General features: G+C 72.0%; 10 protein-coding genes and 1 pseudogene. 4 read left to right on the forward strand and 7 right to left on the reverse strand.

The window, feature by feature from the left end; all coding sequences use genetic code 11:
• Window positions 1–84: 84 nt before the first annotated feature.
• The 5 genes from ACFU5F_RS12815 to ACFU5F_RS12835 all read right to left on the reverse strand — a co-directional run bounded on the left by ACFU5F_RS12815 (window position 85) and on the right by ACFU5F_RS12835 (window position 6598).
• Window positions 85–771 (reverse strand): class F sortase, encoded by a 687-nt coding sequence (locus tag ACFU5F_RS12815; RefSeq protein ID WP_383885966.1) that lies wholly within the window; start codon window positions 769–771, stop codon window positions 85–87.
• Between the two features lie 149 nt (window positions 772–920).
• Window positions 921–1448: a hypothetical protein gene (locus tag ACFU5F_RS12820; protein ID WP_383885969.1), complete on the reverse strand. Its 528-nt coding sequence runs from the start codon at window positions 1446–1448 to the stop codon at window positions 921–923.
• A gap of 172 nt (window positions 1449–1620) precedes the next feature.
• Entirely contained in the window at window positions 1621–2610 is a 990-nt protein-coding gene (meaB, locus tag ACFU5F_RS12825) for a methylmalonyl Co-A mutase-associated GTPase MeaB (protein WP_383885972.1), read from the reverse strand.
• Complete coding sequence (gene scpA / locus ACFU5F_RS12830) at window positions 2607–4790, reverse strand: methylmalonyl-CoA mutase (protein ID WP_383885975.1); 2184 nt, start codon at window positions 4788–4790, stop codon at window positions 2607–2609. Before scpA ends, meaB begins: the two co-directional genes overlap by 4 nt.
• Complete coding sequence (locus tag ACFU5F_RS12835; protein ID WP_383885978.1) at window positions 4787–6598, reverse strand: methylmalonyl-CoA mutase family protein; 1812 nt, start codon at window positions 6596–6598, stop codon at window positions 4787–4789. The genes scpA and ACFU5F_RS12835 overlap by 4 nt, the downstream gene beginning before the upstream one ends.
• Before the next feature lie 213 nt (window positions 6599–6811).
• Here ACFU5F_RS12835 and ACFU5F_RS12840 point away from each other — a divergent pair, with 213 nt between their 5' ends.
• The 3 genes from ACFU5F_RS12840 (at window position 6812) to ACFU5F_RS12850 (ending at window position 9838) form a co-directional block, all read left to right on the forward strand.
• Window positions 6812–7036, forward strand: a complete 225-nt coding sequence (locus ACFU5F_RS12840; RefSeq protein ID WP_383885981.1) for a heavy-metal-associated domain-containing protein — start codon at window positions 6812–6814, stop codon at window positions 7034–7036.
• Between the two features lie 760 nt (window positions 7037–7796).
• Window positions 7797–9041 (forward strand): cation:proton antiporter, encoded by a 1245-nt coding sequence (locus tag ACFU5F_RS12845; RefSeq protein ID WP_383885984.1) that lies wholly within the window; start codon window positions 7797–7799, stop codon window positions 9039–9041.
• 152 nt (window positions 9042–9193) lie between these two features.
• Entirely contained in the window at window positions 9194–9838 is a 645-nt protein-coding gene (locus tag ACFU5F_RS12850; RefSeq protein ID WP_383885987.1) for a hypothetical protein, read from the forward strand.
• Between the two features lie 37 nt (window positions 9839–9875).
• On the opposite strand, the pseudogene ACFU5F_RS12855 reads toward ACFU5F_RS12850, so the two are convergent.
• Window positions 9876–10358, reverse strand: a pseudogene (locus ACFU5F_RS12855) (GH32 C-terminal domain-containing protein); the annotation flags it as partial.
• 450 nt (window positions 10359–10808) lie between these two features.
• Window positions 10809–12005 (reverse strand): hypothetical protein, encoded by a 1197-nt coding sequence (locus tag ACFU5F_RS12860; RefSeq protein ID WP_383885989.1) that lies wholly within the window; start codon window positions 12003–12005, stop codon window positions 10809–10811.
• 92 nt (window positions 12006–12097) lie between these two features.
• Between ACFU5F_RS12860 and ACFU5F_RS12865 the strand changes: the two genes are divergently transcribed.
• Complete coding sequence (locus tag ACFU5F_RS12865; protein ID WP_383885992.1) at window positions 12098–13075, forward strand: ABC transporter substrate-binding protein; 978 nt, start codon at window positions 12098–12100, stop codon at window positions 13073–13075.
• The last annotated feature ends 100 nt before the right edge of the window (window positions 13076–13175 follow it).

The raw sequence follows: 13175 nt of genomic DNA on the forward strand, positions 1-13175 counted from the left end.
CTTGGTCACTTCAGTGCGTGATTTTGGCCGTCTGGTCCTCTGCTGTTCGCCTTCAGGGGCAGGGAGCGCGCGGGCGTCACCCCCTCATGTCCGGTGCGCGAAGACCACCAGGTTCTCGGTGTAGTCCATGACCGTGCGGTCGTAGTCGCCCGCGCAGGTGATCAGCCGGACCTCCGGCCGGGACGCGTCGGCGTACACCCGCTCGTCGGGGAAGTCGTCCTTCTCGAACGTGTCGACGTCGTCGACGACGAAGGACACCCGGCTGCGGTCGGCGCGCACCACGTGGAAGACGTCCCCCTTCTCCAGTTCGCCCAGCCCGGCGAAGACGGCCGGCGAGGTCTTCGTGTCGACGTGCCCGGCGATGACCGAGGTGCCCGTCTCCCCGGGGGCGGCGCCCTCGGCGTGCCAGCCCACGAGGTTCACGTCGTCGGCGGGCGGCGCCTCCAGTTGCCCGGAGCGGCCGACGTGGAGGGGGACGAACGGGGCGCTCACCCGGATCTTCGGGATGAGCAGTCGGACCGGCCGGGACCCGCTCGCCCGCTGTGCCCGTTCCGCCGGGGGCTCCGCGGGGCGGTCCTCCTCGGCGGGGGCGGCCTGTGGGGCGTGCCGGGCGTTCGGGGGGCGGGAGGCGTCGGTCGGGGAGTCCTCACCGCCGAACAGGGCCACCGCCAGAATCATCAGGCCCACGGCGCACACCGCGGTCATATTGACCCGGGCGCTGGGGCGGGTCGGCACCGGATCAGTGCCGGGAGGAGAAGGGCGGGCTGCCATCGGACACCACCTCACCAGGTACGGCAGCGAAACGGACGGAAGGGCGCACGCGGTAGGAGGACGCGCCGGAACGCCGGCCGGGCCGCCACACGACACACGGTGTGGCGGCCGCGGCCGCTATCGCGCCAGGTATCGCGCCCGGCATGGGCTCAGGCCGCGCTTCCGGCGGTCTTCCTGCGCCGCAGTGCGTACAGGCCCGTACCGGCCACCGCGAGGACGGCCATCCCGCCCGCGGTCACCGTGGGCGAGGCGAGCGCGCCGCCACCGGTGTGCATACCGCCGCGCGGCTTGTCGTGGTCGCCCTTCCAGGACCCCTCCTGCTCGTCCTTCCAGGAGCCCTTGTCGTGCTCGCCCTTCCACGACTCGTTGCCGTTCTCGCCCTTCCAGGACTCCTTGTCCTGGCCCTCCTTCGTGGCCTCCTCCTTGTCCCAGCCCCCCGCGTCGGGCTTGGCGCCCCGCTCGGAGCCCCAGTCCTCGGTGTTCAGCGAGGTCAGCGCACCGCCACCCGTGTGAACCCCGCCGCGCGGTCGGTCGTGGCTGCTGTCCTTGTCGTGCTCCTTGCTGTAGCCATGGTCCTCGTGGTCCCACGTGTCACCGTTGGCGTAGGCGCCGGGTGCGGTGAGGGCGAGGACGGCGCCGGCCGCCGCGGTGGCGAGAAGCATGCGAGCAGAACGCATCTGATGGTCCTTCCGTCACAGCCGGGCAGCTGGTGCTTCGTCAGCTGACTTGACCCGGCTCCGACGTGATCCACCGTCAGCCGGATCCACGCCCACCACCACTCGGGGCGCTCAGCCGGGTGAACCGCGGCGCGCCCGCCCCGGACCGGCTGCTCCTCCGGCCCCGACCCTGCTATGCCTCCCGCGCGTCGTCCGCGAACGCCTCCAGGATCCGCTCGGCCGCCAGGGTGGCCGTCAGCTCGCCGTCCCTGACCCGCTGTTCGAGGCCCGGCGCGAGGGAGCGGACGCCGGGGTGGGTGCGCAGCCGGCCGAGGAGTTCGTCGCGGACCATCGACCAGGTCCAGTCGACCTGCTGGTCCCGCCGCTTGGCGGCGAGGCGGCCGGTGGAGTCGAGGAGCGCGCGGTGCTGCTCCAGGCGCTCCCACACGGCGTCCAGACCGGTCGACTCACGGGCGCTGCAGCTCAGCACGGGCGGCGTCCAGACTGCTTCCCTGCCGTGCATCAGCCGCAGGGCGCCCGCCAGCTCGCGGGCCGCCGTACGGGCGTCGCGCTCGTGCGGGCCGTCCGCCTTGTTGACGGCGAGCACGTCGGCCAGCTCCAGGACGCCCTTCTTGATGCCTTGGAGCTGGTCGCCGGTGCGGGCGAGCGTGAGGAGGAGGAAGGAGTCGACCATGTTCGCGACGGCCGTCTCGGACTGGCCGACACCGACGGTCTCCACCAGCACCACGTCGTGGCCGGCCGCCTCCATCACCACGATCGACTCCCGGGTGGCCTTGGCGACCCCGCCGAGTGTGCCGGCCGTGGGGGAGGGCCGGACGAAGGCCGCCGGGTCGACGGCCAGGCGCTCCATCCGGGTCTTGTCGCCGAGGATCGAGCCGCCCGTACGGCTCGACGACGGGTCCACCGCCAGCACCGCCACCCGGTGCCCGAGCGAGGTCAGCATCGTGCCGAACGCGTCGATGAACGTCGACTTGCCGACCCCCGGCACCCCGCTGACCCCGATCCGCCGCGCCCGGCCGCTGTGCGGCAGCAGCGCGGTCAGCAACTCCTGTGCCAGAGCACGGTGTTGCGGCCGGGTGGACTCGACGAGGGTGATGGCGCGCGCGACGGTCGCCCGCTTCCCGCCGAGCACACCCTCGACGTAGGCGCCGACATCGATCACAGGGCGTGCCCGAGGTCGTGGGACAGCCTCTCCACCAGGTCGTACGCCGCGTCCGGGATCACCGTCCCGGGCGGGAACACCGCCGCCGCGCCCATCTCCAGCAGCGTGGGGACGTCCTGCGGCGGGATCACCCCGCCGACCACGATCATGATGTCCGCGCGCCCCTCCTCGGCCAGCTGCTCCTTCAGCGCCGGGACGAGGGTGAGGTGGCCGGCCGCCAGCGAGGACACGCCGACGATGTGCACGTCCGCCTCGACGGCCTGGCGGGCCACCTCGGCCGGGGTCTGGAACAGCGGGCCGACGTCCACGTCGAAGCCGAGGTCGGCGAAGGCGGTCGCGATCACCTTCTGGCCCCGGTCGTGGCCGTCCTGGCCCATCTTGGCGACGAGGATGCGCGGGCGGCGGCCCTCGGCCTCGGCGAAGGAGTCCACCAGGCTCCGGGTGCGCTCCACGTTCGGGGACTCGCCTGCTTCGTTGCGGTACACGCCGGAGATCGTACGGATCTGGCTCGCGTGCCGGCCGTACACCTTCTCCAGGGCGTCGGAGATCTCGCCGACCGTGGCCTTGGCGCGGGCCGCGCGCACGGCCAGCTCCAGCAGGTTGCCCTCGCCGCCGGCGGCCCGGGTGAGCGCGTCCAGCGAGTCCTGGCACTCCCGCTCGTCGCGGTCCGCGCGCAGTCGGCGCAGCTTCTCGATCTGCTGGGCGCGGACGGAGGAGTTGTCGACCTTGAGGACGTCGATCTGCTCGTCGGTCTCGACGCGGTACTTGTTGACGCCGATGACCGGCTGCCGCCCCGAGTCGATCCGGGCCTGGGTGCGGGCCGCGGCCTCCTCCACGCGCATCTTGGGGATGCCCGCGTCGATGGCCTGGGCCATGCCGCCCGCCTGCTCGACCTCCTGGATGTGCTGCCAGGCGCGGCGGGCGAGGTCATGGGTCAGCTTCTCGACGTAGGCGCTGCCGCCCCAGGGGTCGATGACCCGGGTGGTGCCGGACTCCTGCTGGATGAGGAGCTGGGTGTTGCGGGCGATGCGCGCCGAGAAGTCGGTGGGCAGGGCCAGGGCCTCGTCGAGGGCGTTGGTGTGCAGCGACTGGGTGTGGCCCTGGGTGGCGGCCATCGCCTCCACACAGGTCCGCGTGACGTTGTTGAACACGTCCTGCGCGGTCAGTGACCAGCCCGAGGTCTGCGAATGGGTGCGCAGCGAGAGGGACTTGGCGTTCTGCGGGTCGAACTGCCGCACCAGCTTCGCCCACAGCAGACGGGCCGCGCGCAGCTTGGCGATCTCCATGAAGAAGTTCATGCCGATCGCCCAGAAGAACGACAGCCGGGGCGCGAACGCGTCCACGTCCAGGCCCGCTTCACGGCCCGCGCGGATGTACTCCACCCCGTCCGCGAGCGTGTACGCCAGCTCCAGGTCGGCCGTCGCGCCCGCCTCCTGGATGTGGTAGCCGGAGATGGAGATGGAGTTGTAGCGGGGCATCTTCTGCGAGGTGAAGGCGAAGATGTCGGAGATGATCCGCATCGACGGCTTCGGCGGATAGATGTAGGTGTTGCGGACCATGAACTCCTTGAGGATGTCGTTCTGGATGGTCCCCGCCAGCTTCTCGGCCGGCACGCCCTGCTCCTCGGCCGCCACGATGTAGAGCGCGAGCACGGGCAGCACGGCGCCGTTCATCGTCATCGACACGGTCATCCGGTCCAGCGGGATGCCGTCGAAGAGCTGCCGCATGTCGAGGATCGAGTCGATCGCCACGCCCGCCATGCCGACGTCACCCGTGACACGTGGATGGTCGCTGTCGTAGCCGCGGTGGGTCGGCAGGTCGAAGGCGACCGACAGGCCCTTCTGACCCGCCGCCAGGTTGCGCCGGTAGAAGGCGTTCGACTCCTCCGCCGTGGAGAAGCCCGCGTACTGCCGGATCGTCCACGGCTGGTTGACGTACATCGTCGGGTACGGGCCGCGCAGATACGGCGCCATGCCGGGGTAGGTGCCCAGGAAGTCCAGGCCCTCCAGGTCCTGCCCGGTGTACAGCGGCTTGACCGGGATGCCCTCCGGGGTCTCCCACAGCAGGTCGTCACCGCCCGCCGCGTTCTTCACCGCCGTACGCCACTCGTCGGCACCGCCGCCGACGGCCGGGGAACCCAGCTCGATCCCGGAGAAGTCGGGGACGGAGGGGACGGTCATCGGGACACTCCCATACGGTCGAGGGTCGCGGACAGCACGGCCACGGCGTCGCAGCCCGCGAAGACGAAGGCGTCGACGTCGGTGTACTGCCCGGGGCGCCCGGCGAGGAACACGTGCGCGGCACCGGCGGCCTTCAGCTCGGCCGCCACGGCCGAGGCCCGTTCCTCGTACAGCGCGTCGCTGGAGCACAGGCAGACCTCGGTGGCGCCGCTCTCCTCGAACGTGCCGTCGATGACGGGTTCGATGCCGCCCGCCTGGAAGAGGTTGGCGGCGAAGGTCGTCCGGGCGGTGTGCGCGGCGGCGGGGCCCAGGGACGCCAGGTAGAGGCGCGGGCGGGAGCCCGTCGCGGCGAGGTGGGCGTCCGAGCGGGCGCGCAGCGCCTCGAACGCCTCGTCGCGGCTGACCCGCGGGAGACCGCCGGACGGCGGCTCGGGCGCCGGCTCACGGACGACCGGCTTCTCGGCCAGATGGGGGAACTCGCTGACACCGGTGACGGGTTCACGCCGCTTCGCGAGCTTCGCGCTGCGGGCCGCCCAGGTCTCGGCGAGACGCTCCCGTACGGCGCCGGAGCGCAGGGCCGCCGCCTGGCCGCCCCCGCGCTCGATCTCCTGGAAGAACTCCCAGCCCGCGTGGGCCAGTTCGTCCGTGAGCCGTTCCACGTACCAGGAGCCGCCCGCCGGGTCGATCACCCGGGCGAGGTGGGACTCCTCGACCAGGATGGTGGAGGTGTTGCGGGCGATGCGCCGGGCGAACGCGTCGGGCAGCCCGAGCGCGTGGTCGAAGGGCAGCACGGTGACGGAGTCGGCGCCGCCCGCCCCGGCGGCCAGCGTGGCGATGGTCGTGCGCAGCATGTTCACCCAGGGGTCGCGGCGCGTCATCATCACCGGCGAGGTCACCGCGTGCTGGAGCTGCGCCCCGGCCGCCGGCGCCCCGCACACCTCGGCCACCCGGGCCCAGAGCCGCCGCGCCGCCCGCAGCTTGGCGATCGTCAGGAACTGGTCGGCGGTGGCCGCGTACCGGAACTCCAGCTGGGCACAGGCCTGTTCGACGCTCAGCCCGGCCCCGGTCAGCTCCCGCAGATACGCGACGCCGGTGGCCAGCGAGGCACCCAGCTCCTGGGCGGCCGAGCCGCCGGCCTCGTGGTACGGCAGGGCGTCCACGGTGAGCGCCCGCAGCCCCGGGTACTCCTCGGCGCACCGGCGGGCGAGCCCGGCCACCGGTGCGATGTCGTACGTCTGGCCGGTGCGGGCCTCGTGGCCCAGGGGGTCCGCGCCCAGGTTGCCGCGCGCCGCCTCCCCGGCGACGCCCCACTCGGCGTACAGGCGCAGCAACTCACCGGCCGCGGACCCCGTCTCGGCGCCCGCGTCCAGTACGACCGGCGCGAGGTCGAGATACACCCCGTCCAGGACCCGGCCGAGCGACGACACCGGCAGGCCGGCCTCGCCGAGCACCAGCCACAGGGACGTGACGCCGTTCTCCAGGTCGGCGAGCACCGCGTCGCCGTCCGCCGCCGTGTGCCGCTGGCGTACGTCCCAGCCGCCGACGGTGTTGCCCGCGGCCCGGCCTCCTCGTACGAAGGGCGCGAAACCGGGGAGGCCGGAAGGGGGCGCGGTGTCGTGCGCGGTGTAGAGGGGACGGGTGCGCAGCCCGTCCTCCAGCGCGGTGGACAAGGCTTCCTCGGCCTGAGTGCCCTCGACGTCCTTGCCCGACTTGCGCAGCACGCCCGCAACGAGGCGCTGCCACTGCTCGTGGGTTGCGTCAGGGAACTCGGCGGCCAGCTCAAGCCCGTCGTCAGGCAGGACCGTCATGCTCGGATGCTAGGCCAGAGGCGCAAAGGAGCAGCAGGGGGCACGGCTGTGACCTTGCCCTCCCTGGGGTGACCTTGAAACCGGGCGGGTTACCTGCCGGTCACTTACGGGCCGGGGGTGAACGTCGAGAGGTGGTCCGCCGTACCTCGTGCCACGCGGCCCGTGCGCCCCCGACGGCACGGTCACCGGGCCGCCCGAGGACAGGAGCGACCCATGGCCGAGAAGTACTTCACCGTGTCCGGCATGAGCTGCGGCCACTGCGCCACGCGTGTGGCCGAGGAGGTCGCCGAGGTGCCCGGCGTCACCGAGGTCGACGTCGACATTCGCGCCGGCCTGGTGACCGTACGCGGGGAGACGGCCGACGACGCGGCCGTCCGCGCGGCGATCGTCGAGGCGGGCCACGAGGTCGCGGAGGTCGTACGGCGGGCCGCGGCCTGAGCCGGAAAGCAGCAAGGGAAGGCGCGCGAACATTGCCGGAATGCGGCAATGAACCGGCCCGCCTGGTCGGCGGCACGGAGGACTCGATCCGGGCCGCCGCCCAGCGGTTCCTGATGCGGCAGGACGGCATCGTGGGCTTACCCAGGAGGCGTTGTGCGGGACAAGACCCCCGCGCGGGCCGGTGACAACGGCAAGGTCGAGATCGGCGAGTGACAGGATGAGCCTGAGGTCAAGGGAAATGGGCGGCGCTTCACCTATTGTGTGATTTTACCTTTTTGTAGTGCGCTAGAATTCCTTACCAAGCGCTTACGCTCTGCTGAGCGCCTATTTGCTCATTCGCTCGAGGGTGGGTCGGTGCCGCGCCGACCATGTGTGGGGGAGGCGTGACATGGGGCGAATCATCCGCGTGCGCGTCCTGAACGCCGCTCGCGACGCCGTACCCGATACCGGCCGCGCCGCGGGTCCGAGCGACCGCCGCGCGCACTGACGCCCCCGCCGCCGGAGAGAAGTCCGTCGACCGCCCGACGCCGTCGGACGGTCGACGCCTCGTCATGCGGGCGATCGCCCCCGGGGGAACCCACGCGTCCGTACGCCACCGACGGCCCCGCCCGGCCGGAGGACCCGCCCGCCTCTCGCCCGCGGCACGGGCACGGCCGCCCGCGCCCTTCGCCCCGCGCATCCGCACGCGCACCCGACACCGCGCCGCACCGAACCAGGCACAGACGCCGTCACCGCACTCGTCAACGGAGGACAGACGCCCGTGCACGACACCACCGCCATGCTCATCGAACTCGGGGCGATCATTCTCGCCCTGGGTCTGCTGGGCCGCCTCGCCGGACGGGTGGGCTTCTCACCCATACCGCTCTATCTGCTCGCCGGGCTCGCCTTCGGCCAGGGCGGCATACTTCCGCTGCAGGCCAGCGAGGAGTTCGTCGCCACCGGCGCCGAGATCGGCGTCATCCTCCTGCTGCTCCTGCTCGGCCTGGAGTACAGCGCCTCGGAACTCGTCACCAACCTCAAGACCCAGTACTCCTCCGGCGCGGTCGACTTCGTCCTCAACGCCGTCCCCGGCGCCGCGATGGCACTGCTGCTCGGCTGGGGGCCGGTCGCCGCCGTCGCGCTCGCCGGCGTCACCTGGATCTCCTCCTCCGGCGTCATCGCGAAGGTCCTCGGCGACCTGCGCCGCCTCGGCAACCGCGAGACCCCGGTCGTGCTCGGCGTCCTCGTCCTCGAAGACCTCTCGATGGCCGTCTACCTGCCGATCCTCACCGCGCTGCTCGCCGGGGTGAGCCTCGCGGGCGGCGCCCTCACTCTCCTGATCGCCCTGGGCACGGTGGGCGCCGTCCTCTATGTCGCCCTGCGCCACGGCCGGCTGATCAGCCGTGCCGTCTCCTCCGACAGCGCCGAGATGCTCCTCCTGGTCGTCCTCGGTCTCACCCTCGTCGTCGCCGGGGTCGCCCAGCACCTCCAGGTCTCGGCGGCCGTGGGCGCGTTCCTGGTCGGCATCGCGCTGTCCGGTGAGGTCGCCGAGGGCGCAAGCAGCATCCTCAGCCCACTGCGGGACCTGTTCGCCGCGGTCTTCTTCGTCTTCTTCGGCCTGCACACCGACCCCGCCGCCATCCCGCCCGTCCTCCTCCCGGCCCTCGCGCTGGCCGCCGTCACCACCCTCACGAAGATCGCCACCGGCTACTGGGCGGCCCGCCGCGCCGGGATCTCCGCCAAGGGCCGCTGGCGGGCGGGCGGAACACTGGTCGCCCGGGGGGAGTTCTCGATCGTCATCGCCGGCCTCGCCGTCGGCGTCGAGCCCCGCGTCGGTCCGCTCGCGACCGCGTACGTCCTCATCCTGGTCGTCCTCGGCCCCCTCACGGCCCGCTGGACCGAGCCCCTGGCCACCCGGCTCACCCGGCTCGTCGGCCGGGGGCCGGCCGAGGCCCGACCGACACCGGCGACACGACCCGACCCCGACCCCGAGCCCACCGCAGAGGCGGTCCACGCGAACGTCTGACGCGCCGCGCGGCGCCACCGGGCGGTGACACCACATCGGCCTCGGGCCTCGAACCGCACGGGGAGGACCTGCACCATGAACGGTCACCACGGCGACGTCACCAGCGTGAACGACCGGCCTGAACGGCCGGGGCGCGGACATGCGCAGCGCGGTTGTCCAGAGCACGGACATCCAGGGCGCGGACAGGCCGGAGCGCGGGCGCCAGGGCCGCGGCCGGTGAGGGTGCCGCCACGGCCCACGCGGGCGACGCTCTCCCCGGGGAGGACTTCCTCGACGGCTTCGAGCAGGTCCTCGCGGACGCCGCGCCCACCGGCCGCCGTCTGACCCGCGACGAGATCGAGTCGCGGCGGGCGCTCGGCGCGCGGGCGGCGCAGGCCGGGCACGGCTGGCGTTCCCTGGTGCGGGCGCACCTGGTGGCCGGCCGGGACAACTGGCTGCGCGCGGCCGACCCCGACAGCGTCCTCGCCGTCATCGAGCAGGCCGTGGACGCCTTCGCCGACGGCTACGAGCGCGCCCAGCGGCTCGTGGTCCGCAAGGAGGAGGCCGCCCGCCGCGAGTTCATCGACGACCTGCTCAACGGCCGCGGGGACCAGGGCCAACTCGTCGCCCGTTCCGAGCGGTTCGGGCTGCGCCTGTCCCGCGCGCACGCGGTCGCCGTCGCCGAGGGGCCGGAGAAGTACGACGAGACCGACCCCGTGCCCCGGCAGGTGGCGGCCGACCTGTTCGCCCGCTTCGAGAACCGCCGCATCCTGTTCGGGGAGCAGCCCCAGCTCGATGGCCGAGGCACGCGCCGGTAGCCGCCCCTGGCCGGCCGGCGCACGGACCCGCGGCTCGTCACCGCCAGATGGACTTCAGATGCCACGCCTGCATGTGGTTGAGGGTGACGGTGCCGCCCTCGGCGAAGACCTCGACGCCGGTGCTGGAAGGGTCGGGGAAGATCTGGTCGGTGATCACGGCCTCGCCGTTGCCGCCGAAGACCTCGACGGAGGACCAGTCGACGAGGATCCGCAGCTTGACCTTGCCGTTCTTGGGCTTCAGGGGTGCGGTCTGGACGCCGGGGAAGGTGCTGTTGAAGTCGCCGACGCCGGAGCGGGTGCGGTCGACGTACAGTTCCTGGGTCGTCGTGTCGTAGCCGATGACGGTCTCCTCGCCGCCTGCGCCGGTGCGCACCCTCGGGCCGAAGCGGTCGGCGTCTTTGAGGGAGAAGGTCGCCTCGATGTCGAGTGCCTTGCCCTTGGCCGTGCGGCTGATCAGCGGCTTGGAGGTGCTCTTGACGGTGACGCCCGACGCCGTCGCCGGGCGCTGCTGCCGGAGGGATGATCGCCGTCACCTTGCCGACCCGAACGGCACAGCACATTCGCGTCGTCATCATGCTGAGGTGCCGTGCCCCCATGCCTTCGCGGGGTACGACACCGTGCCGCTCAGATGTCCCGGAAGGGACCAGCCAACTCCGTGACCTGCGGCGTCTTGCCGTCGCAGGTCGCTGACCTGCATGAATGCCCTTTCGGTAGTCATAGGGGTGGCTGTGATAGCGGGTGATACGGCGAAGCCCGGCCGGAAACCATCCTGATGGGACCTCTGCGCGGAGCCGTGAGACGACGAAGCCGCACCGGAGCGCTCCGGTGCGGCTTCGTCGTGAGATCGGCTGCGCTGGCGCGGGCGATGCGGTCGGCGCCTCATGCGGTCCGTGTTCGACCGTCCGTTGGGGCACGGTCACCTCCGCGCCGCGGCCCTCCGGCCGGGCAGTCCGGCCGCATCGTGGTGGGATCACCTCCCTGCCGGGTCCCCCTCGGCACCGTCGTCCTGCGTGCGCAGCATCACGTGGCCGCCGTGGTGCAGGGGCGTGTCCAGCTTCAAGCGGGTTGTCTCAGAGGTGGTTCGGGCGTCGAAGACGTGGACTTCGCCGTGGCCGCCGCGGGTGACGGCGACCCAGTCGGCACCTGGCGAGGCGGCCACCGCACGGCGTTGGACGCCCTCCCAGGGTGTGCCTCCGCGATGGGGAGCCCCGTCCATGGCGGGGAGAGGGACACGACGTACGGTGTTGTCGTCGTCCAGCAGGACCAGTTCGTCGCCGTCCGGGTGGATGCGGGTGAACGCGGTGTGGTCCTTGGCGAGGGCCAGCCGGAAGACCAGTCCCGGGCCGAGGTTCGTCAGGGTCGTGCGATCCGTTTCCAGATCATGGCGCCACGCCTGGTTCGTCCACTCCGGCCAGCGCAGCGGGTCCGCGGGGCCGCCCCGCAGGGTCGACCACAGCGCCCGTCGCCGGGGAGCGAGCCGCAGGTACCAGCCTCGGGCGGGCGAACCCCACGGGATCGTCGGCTCCGGAACGAGTGCGTCACCCTCGCGGCGCGCCCGGTGCACGCCCTCTCCCGTGGCGGCGAAGACGTGGCCGAGGCAAGGGGCTTGGGCGTCGCCGTGCCCGTCGTCCGGCAGGGCGAGGTGTGCGTGGGGCGTGACCGGCGGGCAGCCGGGCTGTGAGCCGAGCAGGTCGGCGAACCGGTGGACGGCGAGTGCGCCGGGTTCCCGGTGTCGCAGGACGACCAGAGGGTCGCCGCTGCCCATGACCGTCACGCCCGGCTCGCCCACGCGGGTGCGCACCCGCGTGGCGTCTCCCGTGGCCAGGTCGACGACCGTCAGCAGGTCGGACCATGGACTGCCGTTCTCCCCCAGGCCCGTGGTGACGGCCACCCACCGCCCTGACGGGTCGCAGGCGAGGTGCTCGGCCGGCACGGCGACCGGGACTGCGGCCTCCACCAGCTCGGTGCCGAACGGGTCGAGTACCAGCAGCTCGCCCCTGCGGTCGTCGACGCAGGCCGCTCTGCCGCCAGGCAGCGCCAGGAAGCCGGCGTGTTCGGAGAGGTGGCGGCCGGTGAGGCGATGTGTCTCCACGCCGTCCGGGACGGTCAGCACATGGACGGATCCGCCTACGTGGTCGGAGACCAGCAGCAGTGGGTCGGCGTTCATCGAGAACCCTTCTGAGAGACCATCTAATGAAAACGATTATCGTCGTGTATCTTCGATGCGTTCCGGGATTATGAGAAGAAGCGAGGGCATCGATGCTGGGCTCACCGTCGAGATTCGTCCGTACCTGGATCACCGCGGCGATCGTGGGTTCCGCTCTGGTCGGGTGCGGGGCGTCCACCGAACCCACGAGTGAAAAGGACGCGGTGGCCGACGCGAAGACCGACGTCACCGTGGAACCGATCGAGGCGACACGTCAGTTGACCGACGTGAACGGCGTCAAGATCTCCTTGAAGCAGGAACCGCAGCGCATCGTCTGCCTGTTCGCGCTCTGCGACGACATCCTGACCGAACTGGGCATCGTCCCCACGGCCACGAACAGCGCGCTCCTGGCCCAGCCCGGATTTCTCGGGGCGGAGAAGGCGAAGAAGGTCGACGTCATCCCCGGCGGCTTCATCGCGCCCGAGGTGGAGGCGATCCTCTCCCACAAGCCCGACCTCGTGATCGGCCTCGAAGACACCCACGGCAAGCTGGCGCCGTCTCTGAAGGGCGCCACCACGTTCTGGCCCATGCAGCCCGAGAAGTGGCAGGACAGCGTCGGTTACCTGCGCGACGTCGCCGCGCTCACCGGCCGCACCGCCGAGGGCGAGAAGGCCGAGAAGACCTTCCGCGCCAAGCTCGCCGACGCGGAGCGGACCAAGAGCGACAAGACCGCGCTCGTCATCTACGGCAGCGACGAGAACTTCGGCGTCGCCACCCCGGGCACGGACGTGGCCGCCGGACTCTTCCCCAAGCTGGCGGACTACCCCTGGAAGTCCCGTGGAGTGGAGGGCAGTTACAGCCTCGAAGAGATCCTTGCGCGTGACGTGGACGTGCTGTTCGTCGAGACGATCAGCTTCGGCGAGCCGGACGGCAAGCTGTCGGAGAAGCTGGCCGAGAACCCGCTGTGGGGGAAGATCCCGGCCGTGCGGAACGGGGACGTTCACGAGGTGAACTCCGAGGTGTGGGCCAAGGGCCGGGGCACCCGCTCGCTGGGCATCGTCCTCGACGAAGCCACGGCCGCCCTGCGGTGACCGCACCGACCGCGACAGAAACCGCGGCCGGTGACGCGACCTCGGACGGGCGGCGGTCCGTACGGTTCCCGCGCCCCGGCAGGCCGTGGCAACTCCTCGC

It is taken from the genome of Streptomyces sp. NPDC057438 (genome assembly GCF_042802995.1).
In the GTDB taxonomy this organism is placed as follows: domain Bacteria; phylum Actinomycetota; class Actinomycetes; order Streptomycetales; family Streptomycetaceae; genus Streptomyces.